This window comes from Sphingobacterium faecium (genome assembly GCF_003054045.1).
GTDB lineage: Bacteria > Bacteroidota > Bacteroidia > Sphingobacteriales > Sphingobacteriaceae > Sphingobacterium > Sphingobacterium faecium.
Genome location: NZ_QBKH01000003.1, coordinates 411,454 through 437,842, shown reverse-complemented (window position 1 = coordinate 437,842; position 26,389 = coordinate 411,454). Strand labels below are relative to the sequence as shown.

The following is a 26,389-nucleotide window of genomic DNA, read 5'->3' as shown; positions in this document are numbered from 1 at the left end:
ATTATTAAAAATGCTTATATTACTAATAAAAGATTAACTATCGACGGTGGCTCATTTTAGTTGCGTCAAGGTTTTTAATACCTATTTTAGGATCGAATCCATCGCCGATTTTTTTCTCTTAATTTTCATATAACAATTCGGGTTCATTACCCACTATTAAGGACTTGAAGTATAGGAGAAAAAAAGTTAGATCATTAACATACTAATCTAATTAAAATGGAAGACACTACAAAATTTTTCATAGGTATTGATGTCTCAAAGCCTCATTTTGACGCATCATTATTGAGCGTTGTAGGAGATAGACGCCCAATTCAAACCGAGAGATTTGAAAATAATCTTGATGGACTTAAGTTGTTTCAAAAGTGGCTGAGGAAAAATAAGGTTACCATGGTTTCAAATTCTCTTTTGGTAATAGAGAATACCGGAATTTATCACAGACTGATCTGGTCCTTTTGTGGATGTATAAAGTTGCCAATCTATATCGGAAATTCAGCACATATTAAATGGAGTTTTGGACTACCTTTAACGCTTACCTTCTGACTGCTGTCAATTGTCGATAAACAGCAGTGAATTTCTTTAGAAGAGATATCCAATCCCAGTGAATACTTTAACATAATTACCCTATTTTAAAATTATAAAAGAACAGATATTCTGAAAAACCATTACTCATCTTTTATACAGGATTATCTAACGTAATAGATATCTTTAAGTACTATTCTGGATCTCTTCAGAAAGAGACTAAAGCAGGTTTCTCTGTGTCCCAGCATCCTCAAAGAAAAGTGCCTAGTTCGATGTTCAAGTTGCTGCTTTAGCTCTGTTAGTTTTTAATATAAAAATATTGATTATACATTATTTTCAAAGATATGAGTTCACGTTACAGTCTCGACCACATTATTCCTGAGCTTGTCGATCACTTTGAGGTAGAGAGTTATCAAGGAGATCTAACTCCAGATTTTCATTTTTTTGCTTTGCAACATCACCTGAGGAAGCTCTGATTAAATTCGAATCTAAACTCTATCCTTATAGGAGAGATCACAATATTAATTATCCATTAGCCGATGCAAAGTATATGCTGATAGTTTGTTCAGCTTTTATCAACTATATGTACACAAAAATCCAATAATTCATTCGGATTTTGTGCTCAATTTTTCACAGTAAGCTGGTAAGTTCAAAACGGCGAACCCCTCATTAGTTACTTTAAAATAAATACTTATGAAAAATAAAGACACAGTTTCTTTATAATGGCAGAATCATGGCAGTAATTTGAAAACACCTTTTTTATACCTTCTTTAGAAGGATAAGTTCGAATATACGTAGAGATTCGAAAACAAAATTATACTTTTGTATAGCTTAAAGAACAAAAGATTTTATAACACCAGGAAATAATAAATTGAAAAAGTGTTACCATTAATAACGTTTCGAACAATATAGTCAAATTTTCATGATAAAAATAAAGTACGCTCATACCAACATTATAACGAAGGATTGGAAGAAACTTGCAAAATTCTATGAAATCGTATTTAATTGCATACCAGTTCCACCTATACGAACCTATCAAGGAGAGTGGCTTGACAAAGGCACCGGTGTTGTAAATGCTCATTTAGAAGGGATGCAATTACGTTTACCCGGCTATGGCGATAATGGACCAACACTCGAGATCTATCAGTATTCAAAAATGATAAATGCTGAAAGACACCTAGCTAATCAAAAAGGATTTGGACATATTGCATTCCAGGTAGAGGACATTGCCGGACTTTTAGCATTAGCATTATCGAATGGAGCATCGAAGATTGGAGAGCTAAGCGAACATCATTTTGACAATAAGGGGGTGTTTAAGTTTATTTATATCTCGGATCCTGACGGAAATATAATAGAACTCCTAAACTGGAGTTGATATTGATTTAGCAAGCGTGGAGATTGACACCGAACGCTTTTTGGTTTAAATTCTTAAGTCATCATCCAATTTAAATCGCATGATTATGCGAGAGATTTCGAGCTATAATTCCAATAAAATGGTTTAAGAATAGGCATTTTATTATAAAACATTCTATGCCTGAATTCCTGAAATATCTTGTAGCCGAGACACTCAAAAAGTCAGCAGAGCTGCCTGAAAAATATATTGAATTAAAGACATTTTGCGACTTTAATTTTTCATTAATTAATATTAAAGACACATAATGAGCTAAGTGAGTCCTTGTAAGGAGTACCAGGGGCATTATTTGGCCAGCTGCAGCTATAACTTGATGGTGCACCGGCAGCGGTTCCAAGGTAAGCCTATGACCAGCATATGTTCTTTAAGCTTGTTAAGCAGAGAAGATGGGAAATGGAATATTTATATGGAATCACTACCAAATTTAGTCATTCCCAGAAAAAAGGATAAAGGAAATTTTGTTGCCAACACGCTCGGCCAGCTCGCAGAAGCAGGCGAGAAAGAAATTGGCCGGGAATATAAATATGGTAATGGAGAGATCAATGATAAGTTCATAAGCAAGGAATTCAATGAGGATCTAAAGAAAAACCACCAGCGTTTTATATCCAGAAAAATTAAGAAGTAAACAGCTCACCGTCTACAAAAGATACAATTACAAATACACCGTATGGCAAACATATGTTGGTCAAAAACATCTTATACTGGCATTGATTATCGTCTATTTGCTCACTTGCTGCTATAATCCTGATTTTTCACAATGCATAGTGCTTTTCGAAGAATTCACTTTCTATATTTCTATTTTTTTCAACCTAAATCATTATAATGGTTGTGTTTTTAAAATTATAAAAAGAAAAACAAATTATTACATAAACGGAAACCGTACGCCAAAACGAGTATCATTATCAACAATTTCATAATCTCGCATCATTATCCTACAATTTTGAGCCATACAAATTATAGAATATGGAAATAGTATCAAAACAGGATTTGGAACAATTCAGGATAAGAATGCTTTCGGATATACAACAGATGTTGGTAGGCAGTCTTGTCCCGCCTACTGAAGAATTTGACTGGCTACGAAGCAAGGCCATCCGGAAAATGATGGACATTTCACCTGCCACGCTGCAGAACTTAAGAATCACTGGGAAGATCCGCCACAAAAAGGTAATGGGTTCTTATTATTACAACAGGTCAGACCTTCAAAAATTATTTCAAGATGAAAACTGATGTATCCAAAAGAGGTTTGACATACCTTGATCATATTTGTGATGATCCCAGACTGAATGTTTGGCATATAAGCCTACTACTTGCAATTACGCGATTAGCCTATAGGCAAAATGAAAGCAAGATTATACGGGTAAGCAGAAGTAAACTAATGGCTCTCTCGCATATTAATACAACACCCACATATCACAAATACTTTAAGGAACTGCAAATTTATGGCTTCATAAAGTATAAACCCTCCTATCATCCGGGATACCGCAGCACTGTAGAATTACTGCAACCGCACTGAAAAAACTTCAATATTCTCCATATATGAATATGGAACTTTTTGTATTCATTTTACAAAAAAAATTGCTTGAAAATTAGACATAATTTCCCATAAAAGATATAACGCTAATTTCAATCATTAGACTTCAAAATAAAAACAAAATATATTTCTTATCTCCTCTAATCCATTATCAAAATTCATTACCATAAAATTTGAAAGGAAGAGCTCAATAATATGGATTCTGATAACCATTTAAAAAGACCGTCTGAATAAAACGCTGACTAGCTCTTTTGACTACTTTAGAAATAACATTTATTTATTTCGTCTTATTTATGGAGACTATTACATATATATACCATCCAGGAACATAACTAACATTAATAACTTTAACATCTGCTTCATGGCAAAATCAAATTGTTAGCAAAAAAGGTGACTATACTGATCCTATTTACTGATATTTTCGTAATTTAAAGTAATGCGGAGAGAACATTCCACCAATCCGATTGAAATAGCAGTTTTTATTGCACGGCGCAAGGAATTAAAATCTAAAAATTAAAAGGAGTTTGACGAATGAATTAAAAGTATTAATGTAAAAAAGGATGAATTCTAATATCAAGTTTTTTATAATCATAATAGTGTCAGTAATAGGGATTCTATATGTTCCATTGAAATTAATATTTCTAAATAATAATCTCACCCCCATTCAGGGATCATTAATTGAGGTAAAAAAATCAGGTACAAGAATTCCTTTTTATAGATTTCGTATCTCTGATTATTCAAATATATTTTATAACGGAGGAACAGGTTTTTTATCTAATTTTAAAAGTGACAAGGAAATTTTATATAATAAAAATGATAAGAAAATCACATTCTTTATAAACAAAAATGATACTTGCAGGATTAAAGAAGGAAAGGATATCAAGTATATTGGGCTTCAGAAAAAGAATATTTATATCGATCTGTTTTATTATAACTTTTCTCAGTTGTCCAAACTTCCTTTTTTTATGTTTTGTATTATTATGATGTGTTTGAATGCATATGGCATATACGCATTCAAAGAGAGGACTTTTGAAGTATTGATCCTTTTATATTTATTTTACGGAATATTAATTTTAGTACTGTGATAAAGGTATTGATGTTTTATAAGCTCATAAATGAGGTTTTAAAGTGTGTGGTAAGAGTTGTTTCGGATCCCTCCTATCCTACTTTGACTTTACATTTGATAATTTTATTTCGAATACCAATTTTGAGAAACTTTTCCCATACATCAATATTCTATCCGTTTTTGAAAGAACTTCATAAACGGTAATGATTATAAATTGCAAAGTATAAATATAAAATGAACTTTAAAAATCTTTAAAAATGAGTTTTTTTGTCACCATTATTGTGGTATCAATCTGTATTGGAGGCGCCTTAATGTTTTCGGGCGCAATATTACTTTTTCTATTAACGATCTATGAGCTACTTTTTTCAATTAATAAAAGCACTAATAACAGGTTATTAAAATCCGTCATATTCTTTTCCAAAATGGCACAAATTGGGGTTTTGATATTTTTGCTTGGCCTAGCGGCCATGTCGTTCTATATGATGATAGCAGGTTTATTGAAAGGTAAGTACGAGCTGAGTTTTAGTCGAATTGGTCATGGGTTAACACGCATTACCTGGGAAAATCAATCTGGATGGTTTATATTCCAGACATGCCTTTTCGCAGGGTTTTCTATCGGTATTATGATTTTTTTACTAAAACTTCGGAAGAAGTTTTTTTGAATGGGCTAAGAAAATGCCTTCATTCCTTTTATCGCAGCACTTTAGAATTACTATAACCACACTAAAAAAACTTCAATATTCTTTATGTCAGAATATTGAAGTTTTTTTATTCATTTTATAAAGAAGTACACTCTGAAATCTTTGGAATTGACCAACTCTTCCATAACCTGCAATTACTGCTTACCTAATTGTAAACTCCGCGGTCAAAAGACTTTTCTTGTCTTCTTCTTTATAGATCCACACATCCCTCACAAAACTGTACTGACCTTTAACAACAGTATGATTTTTCAAAATGCGAGAAAGGGCTAAAGGAAATTCTTTAGTGCTTTTCAGGGGAATATCGTATGTGCTATCCTCAAAAACCAACATTTCTGCTAAAGGTACCATTTGCCATTTATAGAATTAGTGATTTACATAACCCTTTCATTCCCAACGTTATTTTTATCATTACTCTGTTCACCTGGCAGGAGATTTTCAGATCTAGTAATTGTTTTTCTTGTCCACGTAATACTCGAAAAAAGCCCGTCACGGTATACCCAGGCATGTAACAATGCTGCGGAAAGGTGTCCTATGATCATCAAAAAAAATGTCCAAGCCATCACTTTGTGCGCATCATGCATCAAAGCAAATAAAAATGGATTCTCTGGAAGTATTGGGGGAAGATTGACACCAGGAACGATCTTTATCAAAAACCCTCCTGCAGACAATTGTGCCCATCCTGTTAGTGGCAAAGCCACCATCATACCATACAGGAGCCAATGGAGTCCTGCCGCCGCTTTTGACTGAAAGCCAGACACGCTTGCAGGCATTTTTGGTACAGAAAAGCTTAACCTATTTATCAAACGGATGATCACCAGCAACAATATAGCTGTACCTAATGGGATATGGAGGTTTAGCAGCCACGGTCTCCACGTTAGAGATGTCATCATTCCTACCCCGACGAAGATCATTGTAAGTATCATTGAAGCCATCAGCCAGTGCAATATACGGGCAGTTACATTGAAATGAGTTGGCGGAGCCGAAGGTATATTTTTATTTTTAGCCATGGTTATTTATTTCTCGAGGTTTCTTTTTGAGGTTTCCCTACTGCATCCGTAGCCTTACCATAACCGATCTCGCGTACCCGATCGCTGTGCGAATGAGAATAAATGCCAGCCCGGGCTGCCAGAACGGGATCATCCGAAAGCGTAATTCCCTTTGGGACACGAGTGGGATCGAAATTTACATCCCTGCATCCACCCTTCGTCTGGTCAAAAACATGGGATACTTCCAAGGTGCCGGCCACGATCTGTCTTCGGTTTTCCGGCCAAACCTGTGAAGGGTCATTTACCGGATCGCCTGGTTCGGCCAAAGTCAGCACGAGATCCCAATATAACGACCCTTTTTCAAGACGCTTCTTCAAATCTTCAAACAGGAAGTCGTGGCTGGCCTCTTCACGCTGACTGACACTCCATGAAGTGAACGGTGCGTGTGGGACCATAGACCAGCGTACCGCCTGCTTTTTGCCGTTTGCATCAATCAGGATAAAGGAATTAATAACATTATATTGTGCTCCTGCAAAACTGCGGGTCCAAGGTGCTGTAGCATCCCATTCTACATATTTCTGTGCTTCTGGATACTCTTTCAAAAAAGCTGCAACTCGTGCTGGATCTGGAATGCCCGTAGCCGAAGTAGGCTTATATGCCTCCATTTGCTTTAGAAAACCTTCTGCATCACGGGTAGCAAAAAAAGGTTCATTGTTAAGCTTCATTCTCCATTGTTCTCCGTCATCAGCAGTCAGCATCGCGGCCATACTTACTGTTCGGGTGGAATTATCAGGCGCATAGGGATCGGGACTGCCAAGTGAAAAACGGCCTATAACCGGAACATTTTGCTGCGCAAAAACCCTTGCTATAGAATATGGTACTGCTTGACCTGAGGCGCGGAAAGTACCTTCAAAACATATTCCCTTCCCGTGAGCCCGACGGTAACCTGCCGGATATGTTTTGGGGGTATCCTGTAAAAATGTTTGAGTGGTAATGCGTCCGCCAAAAAGTCCTGCAGTATAAGCGAAGGCTAAAACTAATGTCGCTGAAATCAGAGCAATACCGATCACTATCAAGAGTACACGCTTTCTTTTTAAATAGGTAACTAAAGAATTTTTTTTCATATTTTCAAAAATTATTAGCTGTGAAAACTATGATTCTTTATTGATATGTAGTTTCCCATTACTATTACTTTACCGTACAAATGTAGAGTAATTGAGAGGTGCGAGAATTACACTTTCTGGCTAAAAAAAAGGACATTACTGCTTTTGGAATTCTTTGGGTGTTAGACCTGTATGTTTTTTTGTAAAACGTGTAAGATAAGAGGGTTCGGTAAACCCCAACTCGTAGGCTATTTCCTTTACAGTCTTTTTGCCCAGATACAGTTCCTTTCGGATTTCCAAAATGATGCGATCCTGGATCAGATACTTTATCTTCTTGTTCGTGATACTTTCGCAGATCTGATTAAGCTTTTTGGCTGAAATATTTAACTTTTTGACGTAAAATGCTGCTCCTTTCTCCGTAATAAAATGCGTTTCTATCAGACTCATCAGTTTCCCGAAAACAGGATAGTCCAAATATTCTCTGACCGCTGGACTGTCATCAAAAAGAGTTGACACATGAAATAAGATCGAAAACATATAGCTTTCCATCATTAAAGCCCTATTGTACCTGTTATACTCTTTTAAAAGCAAATCAACGAGGGTTCTCATTGTTATGGCATTTTCACCGGTAAGTGGTACCAACTGATTGATAAAAAAACCATTCAGGTAATCTGATCCGATCTTCTGATTGATCCAAAAGAATACATCATTGTGAATTAAAAATAAATATCCTTTTTTATCAGTCAGATCAATTTTAATATTCTGATAGGGGTAAATGACAACGGCCTGGGAGCCAACCGCTTCAAAATCATTAAAGTCAATACTAAAAGTGATATTTGCGTCTGTCTCCGTACTCCATAGCAGCTGATGGAAATTAAACCGCTGATAATAATCGAATGTACCGGCACGTAATTCTTCTATCCTAAATATCTCTATACAGGAAAATTGTGGGACCGAACTATTTAAAATATGCTTTTTCAAACTATGGTAGATTTATCAAGATAAATATAGGTTAAAGATCCTTAACTCTTATTTATCTTATCAATATGTATATTGCATCGTTTTTTGAGATTAATTATTGTTTTTTGAGCTGAGATGTATTAAGTAATGGAAAACAAAAAGCAGATTAGCGATAAAAGGTACTTTTTAGCAATAATTTTAAACAGCGATATTTCTACAAGCATAGTGATTGCTGAAAGTCATGCTGATTATTTCATGTTCTTCAAGCTTTCGCAGTTGTAAGGTCTTCATTCTTTCAGTTATACCAGGTAATTTCTTCCCATTAAAAATAATTTCTGATCCCTCGGTTGAAATAAAAAAAATAGCAAAAACAAAAATCAACATGGTCCACACAATGGGTTATGTTGATTTTACAACATTTCTTTTTTAAACAAATCTTTAATTAAATCAAGCTCTTTCTCATATGAAGTTTTTTTTCTAGTGGCAAAGTAGAGCGTATTTGTAAGTTTTTTATGTCCTTCCCAAATCACTTTTACAGCACCACTTTCTATTTCTTTTTGGCAAAAAAAGTCAGGAATAACAGCTAATCCATTGGATCCACTCAAACAACGGACAATTGAGTTCAAGTTAGGAACAATATAATTGGGTCTAAAATCAGGAAAGTTTCCAAAATTCAATTGCCAAAAACGAAAAAGATTCTCCATGGCGCCAGTGGTTCCATACCATTTGGGGCTTTTTAAATACTGCTCGGCTTCAATATATTTTTTTTGTTTTACCAATCGCTGAAATTCCGAATCATCCACTTCGCTTCCTCCCACTAAAATAATAGTTTCTGATGAAAAAGCTTCATAAGAAATAGTAGTTGAATTTTCCTTTTGTGGGCAAATTATTAAGTCTAAAATTCCTTTATCTAAATTTTCCAGCATTTCTCTATAATCACCAAAACGAATAATCACATTAAAGGGCAAACTCGAAATGTATTGCTCCAATGTGATTTGGAAAGTCTCAAAACAAATCCCAATACTAATTGTAGGGGTATGTTTCTCCGTACTTCTATGGAAATTTTTTTCGGCATCTTCCAGGGTTTTCAATCCTTCAATAATAGCATTGTATAAAATTTTTCCTCTTTCGGTTGGAATCATTTTACGTCCTGTTCTCTCAAAAAGTTTATAACCTACATAACTTTCCAGGGAACTTAAATGCACACTCACACCAGGTTGCGAAATAAACAACGCCTCAGCAGCACTGGTTAATGTTCCTGTTTTATAAATCGTTTTAAAGGTGCGATACCATTCTAAATTGACCATATCTATTAAATTTATAATACAAATGTATAAATTATACTATTTGAATAATAACAAAAGCTGGTCTAACTTTACGCCAGTATAAAAAAAATCATGAAAAAGATATTTATCATAAATGCAGGACAAAGCTTTGCTACTTCTGGTGGATTATTCAACAACACCATTACTGAAACTACTCAACAATTTTTTAATCAATCAGAAGATATAATAGTTCAAACCACTACAATAGAAAACGGATACACAGCTGAAGAAGAAGTCAACAAATTTGTTTGGGCTGATGTTATTATTTACCACACACCAGTTTGGTGGTTTCAGGTTCCGTTTAACTTTAAGAAATACATTGACGAAGTTTTTAATGCAGGAGGCAACAATGGAATTTTTAGAAACGACGGCAGAAGATCCAGCAACCCAAATATTAATTATGGAACTGGCGGGATGTTGCAGGGCAAAAAATACATGCTCACAACCACTTGGAATGCACCAGCAACTGCTTTTACAATTCCTGGAGAATTTTTCGATCAAAAATCAGTTGACGAAGGTTCTTTTTTTGGTTTTCATAGAATGAATGCTTTTACAGGAATGACTCCTTTAAAAAGTTACCACTTTTATGATGTGATAAAAAATACCAATATTATAGAACATATGGAAGCATACAGCCATCATTTAGAAGAAACCTTTTCTGATAGTTTGATTTGCGAAACTAAAAATTAAAAAGTCCATCTACATTCTTTATAAGCAGAACCATTTTATATTAGAAAATATTAAATGACCGTAAAATTTGGCGTCAGAAACGTACTACTTGGCGTTAAGAACGCCAAATTGGTTTTTTTTTGCATTCTTTAGGTTTAGATACTGTTGTTTTCTGATTTTAACGTGCAAAAATATGCGGTGGATAATTTTTATTTTCCTGCAACCGTTGCGCTTGAGATATTTAGTGAAGATTTTTTTTACTGGACTAGATTTGCCGTTTGGAAAGGCAGTCATTCGCAAACGATGCATTTTGATTGGCAAAAGTCTGAAGTTTTGAGTAGATGTAAGACTGGTTGAGAAAGATTTAGAGGACTTTTTTAAAATCACTTTTTGTAATTTTTTTTAGATTTTGGCGCGCTGCGTGAAAATATGCGCTAACGTATTGGCAGTACAGCGGGTTTGGAACTAAATTAAATCCTATTTCAGATTTGGTAAATCATTCCAAGTACAAACTATCGTTTTTTGAGATTTTTTATCTGTACATAAATCCTTATATATAAGCTCTTATCTGCAATGAATGGCGTACGATTACGTGCGTGATAGTACAGACGTTCTATGTTCTATACCCCATTCAATCATTTTATCCAAAACCTCTGTAATTAATTTTCCTGATTCAGACAATTCATATTCCACGGCCACTGGTGTTGAATCATATACTTTTCGAATAATCATTCCGTTCAACTCTAATTCTTTTAGCTCTTTACTGAGCATTCGGGGGGTGATCTTAGAAATATTACGCTGTATTTCCGTAAATCGCTTTTTACCGAAAAGTATTGAACCAATACTTTCCATTTTTTCAATAATAAATGTTTGTCGCTATACTTTAGTATACTGCTATATTTTAAGAAGCAAATGTACTATATCTTTGTATAACAATATTTAAAAAATTAAAAATATGATTTTAGTAACAGGAGCATCAGGAAATTACGGAAAGGCGACCATTGACTTTCTATTGAAAAAAGGGGTTGCGGCACAAAGTATTTCGGCTTTTGTAAGAGACGAAGAGAAAGTAAAAGACTTAAAAGCAAAAGGAATTAACGTAAAAATTGGCGATTATGATAACTATGATGAATTGGTAGAAGCATTTAAAGGTGTTGAAAAGTTGCTGTTAGTATCAAGTTCAGATATCGAAAACCGCGAAAAACAGCAGGAGAATGCAGTGAATGCAGCTAAAGCGGCAGGTGTCAAACATATATTATATACCAGCTTTGAAAGAAAAAACGATACCGAAACTTCACCTATTTACTCAATTGCAAAATCACATATCAAAACAGAAGAACTAATTAAAGAAAGTGGGTTGACTTACACCATTTTCAGAAACAATCTTTATCTGGATCTGTTACCAATGTTTTTTGGAGAAGACGTGTTAACAACCGGAATATTTTTACCTGCCGGGAACTCGAAATCAGCGTATGCTCTGCGTAATGATATGTGTGAAGCCACTGCCAATGTATTAACAAGCAAAGGTCACGACAATAAAGTTTACTCATTGAGCAATACGGAAAGTGTATCATTACAGGAAATAGCTGATGACTTAAGTGAAATAGTTGGTAATGACATCAACTTTGTCAGCCCTCCACAAGATATTTACGTAGAAACTTTAACGAAAGCAGGTGTTCCAGCTCAATACATAGGAATGGTTGCAGGCATTGCCGAAGCGATTAAACAAGAGGAATTTTCAGCTGAAACAACAGATCTGGAAGATCTTTTGGGCAGAAAACCAACTACTGCAAAAGCATTTTTAAAAGAAGTTTATGCTACTAAATAACATTATGAATGTAATGAATACAAAGAGCGAGTGGTTTAAACTGTTCGCTCTTTGAATATATATTTTTGAGATTTAGTTTATCTGCAGCTAAAATTTCGGGACTGGCCGATATAAGCAGCTGGCAATTACTTCCCAACTTTCATCATAAATATTCTAATTTTTTCTATAATTTCATCTCCATCTTCTTCTAATGCAAAATGTCCGGTATCATAAATATTATAGTCGATTTCCTTAACATCTTTTTTGAAAGCAGCTGCTCCGCTTTCAGGGAAAAACTCATCATTTTTACCCCAAACTATTAATAAAGGTGGCTGATTATCTCTTAAATACTGTTGCCATTTTGGATATAGTTTTAAGTTGTTTTGATAGTCGTAAAATAAATCCATATTGACTTTATGTGCATTTGGTCTTGAAAGTCTTAAATAATCTAAATGCCAGGTGTCTGGATTTATGGTTTCAACATTTCTTGTTCCGTGTGTGTATTGCCATTTTAAGCCGTCCAGTGAAAAGGATGGCAGTATTGCTTTTTCGGTTTCAGGGTTTCGGTCTTTCCAAAGCGCTCTGATTCCAGCCCACGCATCACCCAAACCTTCTAAATATGCATTTCCGTTTTGATTTATTATTGCCGTGACCCTTTCTGGGTGAGCTGTCGCTATTCTGAAACCTACAGGTGCTCCATAATCTTGTATCATCAATGCATAAGAGCCAATTTTTTTCTTTTCTAAAAAGGCGTCTATTGTTTTTGCAATATTATCAAAAGTGTATTCATATTCACTTGCCAACGGAAAATCGCTGTTTCCAAATGAAGGATAATCTGGTGCAATCAGATGAAAGTCATCAGATAACTGTGATAAAACTTTTCGGTATTGATGTGAAGATGAAGGAAAGCCGTGTAATAGCACTATTGTAGGGTTTTTGGGGTTTCCTGCTTCTCTATATGCAATATTAATTCCGTCAACATTGATGGTTTTAAATAATGTGGGGTGTTTGTGTGTCATACTTTTTGATTTAACGTTAGTATTATTAATTGTTTGGCTTTTACATCCAAATAATGTGAATAGGATGATGAATTGTAATAGGATTATTTTTTTCATATTCTGATTGTTTATAACCTTCGTTCTGTTTCTTCAATTTTTAGGTCATTGATGCTTGCAAACCTTTTTGTCATGAATCCATTTTCATCAAATTCCCAGTTTTCGTTTCCGTAAGCTCTATACCACTGACCATTTTTATCGCGATATTCGTACTCAAATCTTACAGCAATACGATTGTCGTTAAATGTCCAAAGCTCTTTTTTAAGTTTGTAATCCAATTCATTTTTCCATTTGTCCGAAAGAAAATCCTGTACTTCTTTTCTCCCGTTAATAAATTGATTCCGATTACGCCATTCTGTATCAACTGCATATGCTTTTGAAATTCGAATAGGATCTTTGCTGTTCCAGGCATCTTCTGCCTTTTGAATTTTTTGTATCGCTGTCTCTTCGTTAAAAGGTGGGAGCGGATATAATTGTGTCATAACTTACCGAACGTTTGTTAATATATTAATTCAAATTTTTTTACTCTGTTGAATATCGCTTTTCAATATTTTTTAAAGTATTTTTAAAAATGCTGGTATCAGCTAACCCTTTTGTTACAATTAGACTGCCTTGCAATTCTATTAAGGTCTGAATAGCATTTTGTTGAGATTGCGTGGAAGTTAATTTTAAGGCAATACCCAATGCATTAAAAGCGGAAATCCATTTATTCATACCTGATTTTATCTGCTGCTCAAATAATGATAATCCGCTATGCATTGAAAAAGCTCTTAAAACACACGTTTCTTTTCCGCTATCATAAAGAATTTCAATATTTTTTAGAGCATCTCTTAATCTCAATTTTGTTGGTTTATTTTCGTCCAATAGAGGAAAGAAAATATGATCATCAACCCACTGATCAATATTGTTCAATACACATTCTGCCATCTCTTGTTTTCCATTTGGAAATCGATGATACAGACTTGCTTTTTTTAATCCGGTTACTTCCGCTAAATCATTTAAACTCGCTCCTTCATAGCCTTTATCTCTAAAAACCTTGGTAAGTCCGGAGATCATATCTGCATCTAAAATTTTCTGTGGTCTCATAGTACAAATATAAATAAAAATTATTAATTACCTAACGTTCGTTAAAATATTTTTATTATTTTTGATATGACACGCTGTTTCTCTTGCTTATTGTAATTTTAAAATGCTGTATCTCAGCTGTTGAAAATTATTTTATTAATATAAGACTCTTGAAAAACTTTTTAATGTCATCGGCTAATAATTTTGGTTGTTCCATTGCTGCAAAATGTCCTCCAAATGGCATTTCCGCCCAATGAGTTATATTAAAACTTTTCTCAATATAAGAACGCGGTGGAGTTGGCAGTTCTTTAGGAAATTTTGCAAATCCAACAGGAACTTTTATAAAGTCGTTTTCTCCAAATTCTAATGGACGCTTGCTGTTTTCACTGTATATCCGGATCGATGAATGAATACTTTGCGTAATCCAATATAAGGTTACGTTCGCGAGCAGTTCGTCTTTTGAAAAAACGTTATAAATATTACCATCATGATCGCTCCAGGCATTAAATTTTTCTATAATCCAGGCACACAAGCCAATCGGCGAATCATTTAATCCATAAGCCAAAGTTTGAGGTTTTGTGCTTTGAATATTGGAATATGCGCCTTCTTTGGATGACCATATCTGAACAAATTTTTGAAATTCCAGAACCTCAGAAGCTAATTCTTCCCCTTCTTTTAAATAAGGTTTGTAAGAACTTGAAATGTAATTCAGATGCAGGCCCATTACGTTATCAGGATATTTTAAAGATAGCCATGTGCTAATCCCTGACCCAAGATCTCCGCCCTGTGCTCCATAGAGTTGGTAACCCAATTCCACCATTAATTTCTGCCAAAGATCGGCAACAAACTCAGAATTGCATCCATCGACTTTGATTGCGCTGGAATATCCAAAACCAATTATCGATGGAATGACCAGATCAAAGGAGAGATCTTTGTCATTTGTCAATAAAGGGATCAGCTTTATCATCTCAATAAATGATCCGGGCCAACCATGAGTAATAATCAGTGGAATACAATTTTCACCTTTTCCTTTTACATGTACAAAATGAATTTCGTAACCATCAATATTTGCAATAAAATTTGGAAACGAATTTATTTCAGCCTCCACTTTTCTCCAGTCAAAACTGTTAAGCCAATAATGGCATAATTCTTTTAAAAAAGATTGATTGGTTCCATAACTCCATTCAGAATTGGTTATTTCGTCTGTCCAACGAACATTTCTGATTCTTGTCTTTAAGTCATCAAGAATTTCTTCGGAAATATTTGCTGAAAATGGTGCTATCATTGTAGTTTTTTGTTAAAATTTTCTGTTTTAGATTTAATGGCAGTTGACGTTTTGCTTAGTTCTTTGGCGGAAATTGAATTGTAATTGTTTACACCACTTAGTTCAGTCATAAGTTTTTCTATCGAAAATACTTCTTCCAAATATTTTTCGTATATTTTATTTGATGTTGCTTGCTGCAAACGTTTGACAAAACGTAGTCTTTCAATTTCATGTAATTGGCTTATATCGTTTATTGTTTTTTTAAATAGAAATATTTTCCATTCAGTTCTTTGTTATAATTATTGTGATTGTTGGAAGCTTTGCCACAAACTGAATTTAGCGATTGTTAGTTTCTGTTTGTTTAATTAATTTACTTATGATTTCAGTAATGGATTGTCCACTATAATCATTGATGGATTGCCCAACCCAAATGTTTACAAAATCAACATTCTTATTGATTTTGGCCACTTTTCGTAATTCGCCTGTCAATTTGTTTTGGTAAGGGTAAGGTAAAATAAACTCTGTTTCTTCCATATCGGAAATAAAAGCGTTTCTTATTCCTCTTGCTAAACGTCCAGAAAAACTTTTTGTCAAAACAATATCAGCTTCATTGACTTTTCGCAATCTTTCTTTCTCAAAATCTTTCAATGCACTTTCAGCCGAACCTAATAATAAACTTCCGATTTGAAACCCACCTGCACCTAAAGCTTTTGAAGCTAATAATGTTTTTGAATTGTAAATTCCGCCTGCGTAAATAATTGGAACATTTACAGTCTCACTTACTTGTGCTAATAATGATAAACCACCAATTTTAGGAATAACTTCTGAAGTGAAACTCCCTCTGTGTCCCCCTGCTTCCAAACCTTGCACACAAATAATGTCAATTCCCGATTTTTCTAAAACAATTGCTTCACTTACCGAAGTGCAAGTGCCAATTAAAATAGTTCCATTGCTTTTTAGTTTGTCAATGCTATGTTTGTCAAGATTACCGAACGTGAAACTTAAAATTTTGCAGTTTTCAGAGATAATAACGTCAACTTGTTCGTGGTAGCTATTGATTTTTAGTTGGTCAATAGTTGGAATGTGTATGTGTAAATTGTTTTGTTCCGCTAAGTGTTCAATGAATGTTTTTGCATTTGCATAGTCCGCTCTTAGTTTGTCTGTAATTTCGGGTATGTCGTGAACGAAAATGTTTACTGCAAAGGGATTTTTAGTGAGTTGCTTTGTCAAGCGAATTGCTTCAACGCATTTTTCAGCGCTAAGGTCAGCCAAAGCTAATGAACCCAAACAATTTATGTTTGAAGTAGCTGCAACCATTTCAGGCGTTGTAACTCCAAACATTGGTGCTTGAATAATTGGGTATTCAATGTTTAGTATTCGTGTTATGTTGTTTGTCCAATTCATAGCTTCTGGTCTGTCAAGTTTATCGCTAACAATTATATACTTTGTGATTTGCAGTTTTTTTTTAAAATTCCATTACACTGTCAAGTCCTCTTTTTAAGCCTTTAAAAGTGCTAACTTTTTCAATTGCTAAAAGTCCGCCTTTTACATAAGGTTCTGCACTTGCTCCGGAATCGTGGCGAATGGACAGCTTTTCATCTTTTAGTCCGAAGATTGTTTCTATGGAAATAACATGACCCGGAAGCCTGACGGAATGCACCTGCACCTCATTTAGATTTGCGCCACGACTTGCTTTTTCGCCAATCAGCTCTTCTTCGGTCACATACTGATTTGGTTTTTGAACTTTTGAAAGTCGATAGGCTAATTCTCTTGCGGTTCCACTTGGTGCATCAATTTTGTCTTCGTGGGCATAATCTATAATCTCAAAGTTTGGGATGTATTTTGCTGCCATTTCAGAAAACTTCTGAAGCAGCACGACAGTAATTGCAAAGTTTCCAACGGCCAAAACAGAGGTGTTGTTTTCGTCTGCTGTTTTTTCTATTTCTGAATAATCTTCATCGGTAAGTCCCGAAGTGCCGATAACCACATTCTTACCTTTTTTAAGACAAGAAATAATGTTCTTCATGGCAATGGTTGGCTTTGTATAATCTACCAATACGTCAAAATCAATTTCTTTTAATGCTGTTTCGATATCACCAAAGATTGGAATGTTTGCTGAACCAAAATTAAGAACATCACCCAGATTTTCTCCTTTATGTTTTCTTGAAAGTGCGCCAACTAACGTCATATTAGGGTTGTTAAAAACGCCTTTGCTCAATTCAGAACCTGCCCAACCGGTGCCGCCTGCTATACATACTTTAATCATAATAGCTGTGTTTTGTTATTTTTATGTTTTTTAAATTTACTTAAATGATTCTTAGGAACAATGCATAACAAAACTCCTGAAGTAATTAAAATGTGAAAATGTCAGTTGTCAAAAAATAAATAAAATATTCAAAAGAGGATAAATACAAAGTTAAATTACCAATGTAATTTTGCTGGTTTCTTTGCTATTGTTTGGCTTTATTTTATTTTATCTACTACATTTTCAATCATCCACTCTTTAATTGTTGTCGTAGTATCATCTGTTCTCGGTTCAGCATCATACAGGCCATTGCCAATTGCCGTCAACATCTCAGTTAAAGAGATTGCAAATGCTTCCGATGTATGGTGTTGTCCTAATAGTGTTTTAATATAGTCTTCATTTGAAACCTGCTGAAAACGGATCGGTCTACCTGTCAGCTCACTCAGTTGAACGGCAATGTCGTTATAGCTGATATCTTCCGGACCCTGAATCTCATATCCTTCTACACCTGCCCAGGTTTTATCAATTAGAAGTTCTACCGCTTTTGCAGCAATGTCTTTTATTGCGACTTGTGGCATTTTGTAATTTCCATCAATCGGCAAAAAGAACATTCCCATTTTTTTTAGTGACGAAATTTGATACAAAATGCTTTCGTAAAATACAGGACAGCGCAATGCCCGGACTGATGCACCTGACTGACTGATGATATCTTCACCTTTATGGAGTGCTGTTATAAGACCTGCCTGCAAATTGCTTTCCTTCCCCCCGCTTGACAAATAAACAACTCTTCGTGTATCTGCATTTTTAATTGCGTTTGAAGCCACGTTGGCGAAGTTCTCATAATAGGCATTTACGTCTTCTTGTGTGTTGCTCTGAGGCACACAAAAATAAAGCGTTTCGCATCCTTGTAATGCCTCTGTAAATTCAGATTCATTCAGCAGAGATCCTGTGGCAACTTCTACTTTTTCTAAAATGTCAGCTGGTATTTTTTCTGGGTCCCTGACAAAAATTCTAACCTGTTGTCCTCGCTCTACTAATTGTTGCACAATCACTGAACCTGTGTTGCCTGTTGGCGTTGTTACTAAAATCATAATTGAACTTTTTTTTCTTTATTGAAGTACAAAGATGATAAGAGTATATTTTGTAAACATTATCCTATGTTCACATTTTTACAGCTTTGATTTTAATCTGCTTAATGTTTGAGGGGTGAGACCTAAATACGATGCAACCATTTTGTTTGATAGCCTTGTCAACCATTTTGATTGATTGGTCAAAACCCAACGAACTTTTTCTATGGCTTCTAAACTTTGAAAACAGTAAATACGTTCCTGGGATTTGAGATAAGCCAATTCTAAAATCTGTCTGTAAACAATAGCGAACTGTGGAACAATTTCAACCAAATGAAAGTAATCTTCACGGTTGATGACCAGCAACTCCGAAGGTTCAATAGTCTGCATAAATTCATACGATGGTTTTTGATTGATAAGACTTGGTAACGCGGTTCCAAAAGCATCCTCAAAATGAAAATATCTCGTTCCTTCTTCTCCGTCCTTATTAATGTTAAAAAGTCGTATGCAACCCTTATTTATAAAATAGAAATGTTTGCAAATTTCACCTTCTTTCAACAGAAATTCATTTCTTTTCGTCTTTTTAATTTTGAAGTATGATGAGATATAAGAAAGTGTCTTATCGTCAATTTCAGTTCTTGTTTTAAAATATTCTTCTAATTGTGAGTGCACTTAAAAAAAATTTAGGGTTCCATTAAAATGTCGCATAGCGTCCAAATTTACGCATTGCCTCAGTCTAATTTAAATAACTTTCATAAAGTTATTTCAGCCAATAATTTTAAATTTAATTTACAATCAAGATGATTGGCTGTTAGTATATGTCATTTCTGAAGCTTTTTTACCGTATCAAACGTTTTTTCATTAAACTAATTATTTTCCGTTTAACTATATTACTCAAAGATAATAATTGTGATCAATACACATTGAACCATATCATTTCTGGACATCGCGAACCTAAAGAAATAGATTCCAGACAGGCACTGACATCGGGGTTCATCTATCATAATTTGCGGAAAAATTTCCGATGTCTTTTGAATACTGCTCATGCAAATCCTAATGAATAGATTTAGTCCTCATTAAATTGCTATTCATTACGATTTTTCTTATTTCCTTCTCAAAATAATAATGAAGACTTTCGTCATCACTATATTGGTTTTCTAATACTACCATATCTACATCACTTTCAGGAAAATAAATTTTAAGTGATGCAAACCCCAGCCCTTTTCCCGGATGCCCGATATATTTGATCGGTGTTTTATCGCTTATGTATACGCCGTAGCCATAGCCAATTTTTTCCTCGCCAAAAGCTTCATGCTGTGCAGTAATAGTATAATTTGTCATCAGTTTGTAGGTCGTTGGCTTTAAGATTTTTCTATGATGAAGTTTTGTATCCCATGTATTTAAGTCTTCTAGATTGGAAACAATTCCCCCAGCTGGAATGAAACCAACCCAATCATTTCCCTGAATGGGATGATTCCTTAATTTGAAGATGTTATTCGAGCTTGTATAGCCATTGACCAGCATGTCTTGCATTTTATTTTCTTCATAGCAAAAGCTATTATTCATATTCAGATCTTTAAACAAATCATTTGCTACATCCACATATTTTTTGCCGGTTACTTTCTCAATGATATTTCCAAGCAGGGTGTAAGCGACCACATTGTATAAGAAGTCTGCTCCAGGTTTAAAACTTAAAGGTTTGTCAATGGCTGTTATTCCCGACGAGAAGTTAAGCAACTGATGAACTGTTACCGAGTCTGCCCAGATTTGCTGTATTTGCGGTAAATATTTTTTTATTGGACTTTGAAGATCTATTTTTCCATTGTCAACTTCCCTTAAAATCAAGACGGCGGTAATTTGTTTGCTGTTTGACTGAATCCTGAACCTGTCTTTAACTGACAATGGTGTTTTGGTTTCAAAATCTGCATAACCAAGAGCCTTTGAATATTTTGTTTTACCATTCTGGGTGATCATAATGACACCATTAAACGAACGTGGATCTTTGATTCGTATTAAGCTATCAATTTTAGCGGAATAATCATCTTTTTGTTGTGCCTGCAAATTACATACAGCCAAAGATGTTGAAAATAAGAATAGCAAGGTTTTTAAAAAATATTTCATAAGTCTTTTGATAAGTAATTGTGTAAAATTGAATTTGAGATTAATAATAGCCTCTTTTTAAAAGATTGATCCATTTGGAAATGCAACTTCAGTTTTTAATCGAGGTCTTTGTGTTCGTCCCGTAACTATGGAAATGTTTTCTTGACGAAGTCAAGATCGGAATGGAGTGATTTGTCCCAGCACATAGTTATTTATATTGATAGAGTATATATTAATAAACACGATAATGTATTCATTTGTTTTATCGCCGGCTATTAACTGATAAGCTCAATGGCCCTGACTTTCTTTTAGTTCTTCCCATCGCAGATGATAGCCCATACGCGACCATGTCCGAGGGTAAAGAGGATATCGATCGGATTTTTCCTTTTGAAGGTGGTCTGGCTACGCAGGTAACCGATAATCTTGGTTTCGTACATGCGTAGCATGCGCTTTTCCCACTTTTCTTCGCGAAAGCGATTTTTGAAGATGCGATAGCCGGAATTGATTTCCAGTAACTGCTGTTACTGAAATGGGATTGTTGTGGTGATCGGTTTGAATAAAAAATACGGGAAGTCGTAAGTTGGGTATTAAACAAACAAAGCCATTCTGCTCAGAATGGCTTTGTTATGTTATTTTAAGAAAAAACTATCCTTGTTCCAGCTTAATTCTGAGTAATATGTATAAAAAGGATCATCAGGTAATGGACAGGAAATGGTAATACCTGAGAATTTATAAATTTTGTTACCCAAAAATTCCTTGGTATTATTTTTATAAAGAATTGCTTCATCCATTAATTTGCGGATGGCATCAGCATCTTCTTGTTTAAAATTTTTGGTTATAAAGTCACTAAAGTCATACAGCTTAACAGGAAATCCAGGTGTAAAATCCAATCTCTGCACACCGTCTGTCACATATACTCGATCATGATCGGATTTTAATTTAAGGTATGACGCTAACTTACTTAATTTGGATAAATCCGTAACGGACACCGAAGCTGACCTATAAAGTCCTTGTTGAATATCATAATAATTGAAAAATGAGTTGGCAATACGAATTAAAGAATTGCGATCGGGATATGAAAGTGCTGAAATAAAAGCTTTATAAGGAAACCCATCAGATAAGATATCAGTCGGCGAAGCTATTATAAAGTCTGCCTTGTCTCTAAATTCATATAACACTTCAATACTTGCCATCGAACAGGCATCAAAAACGATAAAATTAAAATGCATGGGAAGCGCATCTTTCAATGCTATAATATCAATTTGTTGCCCCCTATCTTCTCCAAAAGATTTAGATTTTGGTGGTGATAAATAGTCTGCGCCTGGAGACCATGCGGTACCGTGCGACCACAGCACAAGATTATAAGTTTCACTGTTATATCTTTTATCAACATAAGTCAAAACTTCTCGAATCTGATTTGCATCTGACTTACGGTAAAAAGGAAATGACATGATCGTATCGCTCACTATTCGATATGGATCTGCATTTGCAACTATTTGCAGAAGATAGCCGATATCATCATTATCCTTTATATAAACCAGAATATTACTTTTAGCCTTGGTATTCAATAATCCTCCCTCCAGTTCATGGATGGCTTTGCGAGCTTCTCCTCTCAGATTATTATTGGCTTCCATATAGATGATCGTAGTGATGTCAGAATTAATTTCTAGCAACTTATCATCCTTCTTACATGAAGCAAATATCTGAAGAATACCCACACAAAGAAATGTGATCAGATATCTTTTTTTATACTTATTTAATATCATTTAGCATTACATTTTCTCACAGGAACACGGATTTATTGAAATGGTTCAGTCAAAAATGAAGCTTGTACCAAAATACTGTCTTTATGATTCTTCACATTAAACAGATAACCTTTCATACTTCCTTGTACCGAAGGAACTTTAGATTGTAATTCACTAATTTTTTCTATTTGAACGTTAAAAGTTTCTCGATCTTGCAAAGTGCTATATATTTTTGCATTCTCGTTTCCAATATTACCATCCTTCGTTATTAGAGTAATCCAATTTTCATTTACTCCGTTATCACCGACGTAGGGCAAAAACCTTTTATAGGTGGTCTCAGCCTTCATATCTTTTAAATTGACAATAAGTTGATTATAAATGATAAATTGATCAAAACTGTTATCTAATTCAAATTCGAATTTGATGGATTGTGCATCGCCATCTAAAGTTTTAATCACTTTTCTTGACTTATCATTTTCTAAATAAAAACCATGCCTTCCTATTTCACCTCTAAAAGTACCTGGAATATAGGGCTTGACCTCAACATGATCTTTTGAACAACTTAATAAGCCGATCATTATAAATCCGGCTACTATTATATTTTTTTTCATATATCTTTAATTTCGATATCGCTATAGAAGAATTTCCTCTATAGCGATAGCTTTGATTCAACCTTATATAGGTCTTGGTAATAACATAATATCGATAGAACCTGTACCTACTGAATAACCATCATAAATTCGAACTGCTGGTTTGTCTTTCCAATAATCAACTTTTAAAATTGGATCAGAAAAATAGAATGTAGCATTTCCAAGTGCGTCACTCGTATGGGTCGTAGTCCATTTAGTGCGTTGTACTTTTGTTTCCTCTTTCTGACTAGACATACCAAATGATAAGTCCAACTTGACAAGTTTCTTAGGTAGACCACCTAAACCTAGATCTAATTTAAAATTTGCTGAACTTGAATATTTGTTTGATACTGTGATTTCTTTTTCCTCAATCTCTCCTGGATCAAATTCTTCTACAAAAATAGTCATGGTCATCGACTCCTCGGCAATATCCCACTGTTCTAGCTGTATTCCTGTACCATTAGGAGTAAACCATTTACCTTCGAGATCATTAATGGACTCGATCGAATAGGTATGTTTATCTCGATGAAAGATACCCCCCCCTTTAATGGTATGCTTAACTTTTTTGACTGTAAATAAATCCCTTGGAGATATACTCAGATTCTTGATATCAGGTTTTTCGGCATTACTACCTGCAGATCTCTTACCTTTGTAGATATAGAACCTGAATTCAAAATTTCCGTCAGTCCACACTCTTCTCACAACGTCCGCCCATGGAACTGGATCTTTTAAGTCGCTACTATGCTGAAAAGATGTTAATTTCGGATCACTAGGCTGATCTGAAATGGTATAAAAAATATTGGGATTGACTCTAACTTTATGGATAAATTCCCTTACCTGTGGGTTGAAACTTCCATTTTTTGGTTTTGTTTTTGACAATCCCCAATAAATATAATCTCTTTGCCAGTAAATAGGATCAATACCAAATTCAGCAAAAGCCTGCTGAACAATTTGCGCTGGCGCAACAATATTATCATCTCTGTAGCCATGCGCGACTCCATCAACAATAACGGCTCCCTTGGTATTTAATTTTTTATTAAAAACATCATCGAGAAACTCATAATTAGTTGAACTCATACCCTTAACTTTGATATTCTGTTTCAACCTCTCATTATCTTTCACAATTAAACATGGAAAACCTGGTATCTCATTTTTAGCAAGACTAAATAATTTATTCCCATCTCCATAAAATGTTTGTTCAGATTCGTAGTTTAATGCAGTTACAACAATATCGTTGTCATTTGTATCCCACTTCTCTGCATTAAAGTCGTTGAACATCGTTAGATCTGGAACGTATATATTCAGTAATGGCAAAGAGGCTTCGATACTTTTAAGCGTATTTTCGTTATCCGTATACTGCAAGAGTATTTCTCGAAATGACATTCCATCTTTAACTATTTTATCTTTAATAAAAGGATAAAATACATCATAATCATTATCGAATTGTTCAATGGCTATTTCTTTTATAAAGTTCCTTAACTCTTTGCTGTCATAAACAGCCTTTGAAAGTATTTTAGAAAACTCAATTCTAGCCAAATTAGACTGAGATAACGCGTTGACCGCAACTGTACTTTCAATTCCAGGCTCGACCGGTAAATTATCTTTTTGACAAGATAATAATGAAATCCCAGCTACGAGTGGATAAATAAAATGTTTATTCATTTCTTTGTTTTGTAAATAATTTTTCAAATAATTCCTGATATTTATTAAGATTTCTAAATTATTATAATAAAAACTTATAATTCTATATTATTTCTCAAAAGAATAATTAACCCCTAAATATTTCCACAAACATACTAATATTTTTTTTCTTAAATAAGGGAATTTTAAACAAAACACTTGTAAAACGATAAAATATTGATTATCTGAATGAAAAAAATTTCATTCAATGACATTTTATGATTTTAAATAATTTTTGGTTAAAAAAATACATACACTAATGTCGTCAGCCAAGGCGCGTGCAGCAAAAACCAAGAGCCCATAAGAGAACAACCAATTGATGAATTCACCTACGAATTGGAATTTAGGAGTTGTGAAATCACCTACACCGATAAATCCAATGCCATAAAACAGTAAAACATACAGAAGGAAAGTGGGAATATGGATTTGATCAGAAGATCAGCTTTGAGCTAAAGCTATCATCAAGACATTGCTAGCATCTAAACAGACAATAAATGCGTATATACTAAAAAACATAGAGACTGTATATGGTGATGTGGGATACAACCAAACTGATATAACCTATAATGCATAAAGAGGTATGGATATGGAGTCTATGACGCCTATAAAAATGCAGACTCGGGCAATGGAGGAAGTAATGGCGGTAGTACCAAGCCAACATCGTCTGTATGTGGAGCCAAAAACAAATCGGGAGGCTCCTGTAAACGTATCGTGGTAGTTGGAGATTGATTTATCTGTTGTAATCCGAGAATAATAACGTTTCTAAGTCAATGCGAAATATGATAATGAAATAACCATCAAATAATTTGCAACTGATTTAGAGGACGTTATATCTAAAAACATTCCTATCATCAAATAACCATCAAATAAAGATCTGCTGATTTGCATTTTATTGATGTTATATTTGATTATTCTCAAACAGCTCGTGCAGTTTTTGCTGTAGTAATTTTTTATCAGGTAATTGCATTTGGTATTCGGCAACCATTGTGGGTGAAAGGCTTCTACTTAAAGCATATTCTACTACTTCGCTATCTTTGTCTTTACACAGTAAAACGCCAATACTAGGGTTTTCATTAGCTTTTTTTACATCATGGTCTAGAGCTTGTAGATAGAAATTCAATTGCCCTAAATGTTCGGGTTTAAACTTGTCGGCTTTCAACTCAAAAGCGACCAGACATTGTAATCCTCGATGATAAAATAATAAATCAACATAAAAATCACTATTCCCAACTTGTACTTTATATTCTTCGGCAATAAACAAAAATTCTTTTCCTAGTTCTAAAATGAAATTTTTCATTTGATGAATTAAGCCTCTTTGTAGATCACTTTCGTTATATGGCTCTGGAAGGTTCAGAAAATCAAAAATATAACTATCTTTAAATGCATTTGTTATACCAAAATTAAATTCTCTCAACACTGTTGAGAGTTTTGTATTTCCGATCATGGTACGTTCAAAATAAC

At 34.4% G+C, this 26,389-nt stretch carries 29 protein-coding genes; 9 read left to right on the top strand and 20 right to left on the bottom strand.

Annotated features, from left to right (window positions below):
• Positions 1 to 216 precede the first annotated feature (216 nt).
• The 5 genes from C8N37_RS23270 (at position 217) to C8N37_RS10010 (ending at position 3,157) form a co-directional block, all read left to right on the top strand.
• On the top strand, positions 217 to 540 hold the full coding sequence (locus tag C8N37_RS23270; protein WP_108158782.1) for an IS110 family transposase: 324 nt from the start codon (positions 217 to 219) through the stop codon (positions 538 to 540).
• 323 nt (positions 541 to 863) lie between these two features.
• On the top strand, positions 864 to 995 hold the full coding sequence (locus tag C8N37_RS23175) for a hypothetical protein (protein WP_261775297.1): 132 nt from the start codon (positions 864 to 866) through the stop codon (positions 993 to 995).
• Positions 996 to 1,441: 446 nt separating this feature from the next.
• Complete coding sequence (locus tag C8N37_RS10020; protein WP_108158781.1) at positions 1,442 to 1,894, top strand: VOC family protein; 453 nt, start codon at positions 1,442 to 1,444, stop codon at positions 1,892 to 1,894.
• A 292-nt stretch (positions 1,895 to 2,186) separates the two neighbouring features.
• The gene (locus tag C8N37_RS10015; protein WP_146171049.1) at positions 2,187 to 2,555 is read left to right on the top strand and encodes a hypothetical protein; all 369 of its coding nucleotides are present in this window, start codon (positions 2,187 to 2,189) and stop codon (positions 2,553 to 2,555) included.
• Positions 2,556 to 2,893: 338 nt separating this feature from the next.
• Positions 2,894 to 3,157 carry a helix-turn-helix domain-containing protein gene (locus tag C8N37_RS10010; protein WP_045752368.1) on the top strand — a complete coding sequence of 88 codons (264 nt, stop codon included), beginning with the start codon at positions 2,894 to 2,896 and terminating at the stop codon, positions 3,155 to 3,157.
• A gap of 2,212 nt (positions 3,158 to 5,369) precedes the next feature.
• On the opposite strand, the gene C8N37_RS09990 is transcribed toward C8N37_RS10010, so the two are convergent.
• From C8N37_RS09990 to C8N37_RS09965, 6 genes are all read right to left on the bottom strand, one after another.
• Positions 5,370 to 5,576, bottom strand: a complete 207-nt coding sequence (locus tag C8N37_RS09990; RefSeq protein ID WP_108158779.1) for a hypothetical protein — start codon at positions 5,574 to 5,576, stop codon at positions 5,370 to 5,372.
• 23 nt (positions 5,577 to 5,599) lie between these two features.
• The gene (locus C8N37_RS09985) at positions 5,600 to 6,235 is read right to left on the bottom strand and encodes a cytochrome b (protein WP_108158778.1); all 636 of its coding nucleotides are present in this window, start codon (positions 6,233 to 6,235) and stop codon (positions 5,600 to 5,602) included.
• A 2-nt stretch (positions 6,236 to 6,237) separates the two neighbouring features.
• Positions 6,238 to 7,338, bottom strand: coding sequence for a catalase family peroxidase (locus C8N37_RS09980; protein WP_108158777.1), 1,101 nt, complete (start codon positions 7,336 to 7,338; stop codon positions 6,238 to 6,240).
• 135 nt (positions 7,339 to 7,473) lie between these two features.
• Entirely contained in the window at positions 7,474 to 8,298 is an 825-nt protein-coding gene (locus tag C8N37_RS09975; protein WP_108158776.1) for a helix-turn-helix domain-containing protein, read from the bottom strand.
• A 177-nt stretch (positions 8,299 to 8,475) separates the two neighbouring features.
• Positions 8,476 to 8,661 (bottom strand): winged helix-turn-helix transcriptional regulator, encoded by a 186-nt coding sequence (locus C8N37_RS09970; RefSeq protein ID WP_108158775.1) that lies wholly within the window; start codon positions 8,659 to 8,661, stop codon positions 8,476 to 8,478.
• 26 nt (positions 8,662 to 8,687) lie between these two features.
• Positions 8,688 to 9,584: a LysR family transcriptional regulator gene (locus C8N37_RS09965; RefSeq protein WP_108158774.1), complete on the bottom strand. Its 897-nt coding sequence runs from the start codon at positions 9,582 to 9,584 to the stop codon at positions 8,688 to 8,690.
• A gap of 90 nt (positions 9,585 to 9,674) precedes the next feature.
• On the opposite strand from C8N37_RS09965, the gene C8N37_RS09960 reads away from it, so the two are divergent.
• A complete protein-coding gene (locus C8N37_RS09960; RefSeq protein WP_108158773.1) occupies positions 9,675 to 10,292 on the top strand; it encodes an NAD(P)H-dependent oxidoreductase in 618 nt (205 codons plus the stop codon).
• Between the two features lie 567 nt (positions 10,293 to 10,859).
• Here C8N37_RS09960 and C8N37_RS09950 read toward each other — a convergent pair.
• On the bottom strand, positions 10,860 to 11,123 hold the full coding sequence (locus C8N37_RS09950; protein ID WP_108158771.1) for a winged helix-turn-helix transcriptional regulator: 264 nt from the start codon (positions 11,121 to 11,123) through the stop codon (positions 10,860 to 10,862).
• A 103-nt stretch (positions 11,124 to 11,226) separates the two neighbouring features.
• On the opposite strand from C8N37_RS09950, the gene C8N37_RS09945 reads away from it, so the two are divergent.
• Positions 11,227 to 12,099: an SDR family oxidoreductase gene (locus C8N37_RS09945; RefSeq protein WP_108158770.1), complete on the top strand. Its 873-nt coding sequence runs from the start codon at positions 11,227 to 11,229 to the stop codon at positions 12,097 to 12,099.
• Between the two features lie 125 nt (positions 12,100 to 12,224).
• Here the strand turns inward: C8N37_RS09945 and C8N37_RS09940 are convergent, their stop codons facing one another.
• The 9 genes from C8N37_RS09940 to C8N37_RS09890 all read right to left on the bottom strand — a co-directional run bounded on the left by C8N37_RS09940 (position 12,225) and on the right by C8N37_RS09890 (position 20,895).
• A complete protein-coding gene (locus tag C8N37_RS09940; RefSeq protein WP_108158769.1) occupies positions 12,225 to 13,193 on the bottom strand; it encodes an alpha/beta fold hydrolase in 969 nt (322 codons plus the stop codon).
• A gap of 11 nt (positions 13,194 to 13,204) precedes the next feature.
• Positions 13,205 to 13,615 (bottom strand): nuclear transport factor 2 family protein, encoded by a 411-nt coding sequence (locus C8N37_RS09935; protein WP_108158768.1) that lies wholly within the window; start codon positions 13,613 to 13,615, stop codon positions 13,205 to 13,207.
• Between the two features lie 40 nt (positions 13,616 to 13,655).
• On the bottom strand, positions 13,656 to 14,219 hold the full coding sequence (locus C8N37_RS09930) for a TetR/AcrR family transcriptional regulator (RefSeq protein ID WP_045755197.1): 564 nt from the start codon (positions 14,217 to 14,219) through the stop codon (positions 13,656 to 13,658).
• A gap of 127 nt (positions 14,220 to 14,346) precedes the next feature.
• Complete coding sequence (locus C8N37_RS09925) at positions 14,347 to 15,483, bottom strand: epoxide hydrolase family protein (protein ID WP_108158767.1); 1,137 nt, start codon at positions 15,481 to 15,483, stop codon at positions 14,347 to 14,349.
• Between the two features lie 315 nt (positions 15,484 to 15,798).
• Positions 15,799 to 16,866 carry an NAD(P)H-dependent flavin oxidoreductase gene (locus tag C8N37_RS09915; protein WP_108158765.1) on the bottom strand — a complete coding sequence of 356 codons (1,068 nt, stop codon included), beginning with the start codon at positions 16,864 to 16,866 and terminating at the stop codon, positions 15,799 to 15,801.
• A gap of 61 nt (positions 16,867 to 16,927) precedes the next feature.
• A complete protein-coding gene (gene dapB, locus C8N37_RS09910; RefSeq protein ID WP_108158764.1) occupies positions 16,928 to 17,728 on the bottom strand; it encodes a 4-hydroxy-tetrahydrodipicolinate reductase in 801 nt (266 codons plus the stop codon).
• A 197-nt stretch (positions 17,729 to 17,925) separates the two neighbouring features.
• Positions 17,926 to 18,798, bottom strand: coding sequence for an NmrA family NAD(P)-binding protein (locus tag C8N37_RS09905; RefSeq protein WP_108158763.1), 873 nt, complete (start codon positions 18,796 to 18,798; stop codon positions 17,926 to 17,928).
• A gap of 78 nt (positions 18,799 to 18,876) precedes the next feature.
• Positions 18,877 to 19,446, bottom strand: a complete 570-nt coding sequence (locus tag C8N37_RS09900; protein WP_108158762.1) for a Crp/Fnr family transcriptional regulator — start codon at positions 19,444 to 19,446, stop codon at positions 18,877 to 18,879.
• 381 nt (positions 19,447 to 19,827) lie between these two features.
• Positions 19,828 to 20,895 carry a serine hydrolase domain-containing protein gene (locus C8N37_RS09890; protein WP_108158760.1) on the bottom strand — a complete coding sequence of 356 codons (1,068 nt, stop codon included), beginning with the start codon at positions 20,893 to 20,895 and terminating at the stop codon, positions 19,828 to 19,830.
• A gap of 236 nt (positions 20,896 to 21,131) precedes the next feature.
• On the opposite strand from C8N37_RS09890, the gene C8N37_RS22660 reads away from it, so the two are divergent.
• Positions 21,132 to 21,317 carry a hypothetical protein gene (locus tag C8N37_RS22660; RefSeq protein ID WP_146171048.1) on the top strand — a complete coding sequence of 62 codons (186 nt, stop codon included), beginning with the start codon at positions 21,132 to 21,134 and terminating at the stop codon, positions 21,315 to 21,317.
• 186 nt (positions 21,318 to 21,503) lie between these two features.
• On the opposite strand, the gene C8N37_RS09885 is transcribed toward C8N37_RS22660, so the two are convergent.
• From C8N37_RS09885 to C8N37_RS09875, 3 genes are all read right to left on the bottom strand, one after another.
• Positions 21,504 to 22,640 (bottom strand): clostripain-related cysteine peptidase, encoded by a 1,137-nt coding sequence (locus C8N37_RS09885; RefSeq protein WP_108158759.1) that lies wholly within the window; start codon positions 22,638 to 22,640, stop codon positions 21,504 to 21,506.
• A 32-nt stretch (positions 22,641 to 22,672) separates the two neighbouring features.
• On the bottom strand, positions 22,673 to 23,230 hold the full coding sequence (locus C8N37_RS09880) for a DUF5025 domain-containing protein (RefSeq protein ID WP_108158758.1): 558 nt from the start codon (positions 23,228 to 23,230) through the stop codon (positions 22,673 to 22,675).
• Between the two features lie 63 nt (positions 23,231 to 23,293).
• Positions 23,294 to 24,910: a hypothetical protein gene (locus C8N37_RS09875; protein WP_108158757.1), complete on the bottom strand. Its 1,617-nt coding sequence runs from the start codon at positions 24,908 to 24,910 to the stop codon at positions 23,294 to 23,296.
• A 604-nt stretch (positions 24,911 to 25,514) separates the two neighbouring features.
• On the opposite strand from C8N37_RS09875, the gene C8N37_RS23170 reads away from it, so the two are divergent.
• Entirely contained in the window at positions 25,515 to 25,646 is a 132-nt protein-coding gene (locus tag C8N37_RS23170; RefSeq protein ID WP_261775298.1) for a hypothetical protein, read from the top strand.
• A gap of 180 nt (positions 25,647 to 25,826) precedes the next feature.
• Here the strand turns inward: C8N37_RS23170 and C8N37_RS09870 are convergent, their stop codons facing one another.
• On the bottom strand, positions 25,827 to 26,372 hold the full coding sequence (locus C8N37_RS09870) for a PDDEXK nuclease domain-containing protein (RefSeq protein ID WP_211322224.1): 546 nt from the start codon (positions 26,370 to 26,372) through the stop codon (positions 25,827 to 25,829).
• Between the last annotated feature and the right edge of the window lie 17 nt (positions 26,373 to 26,389).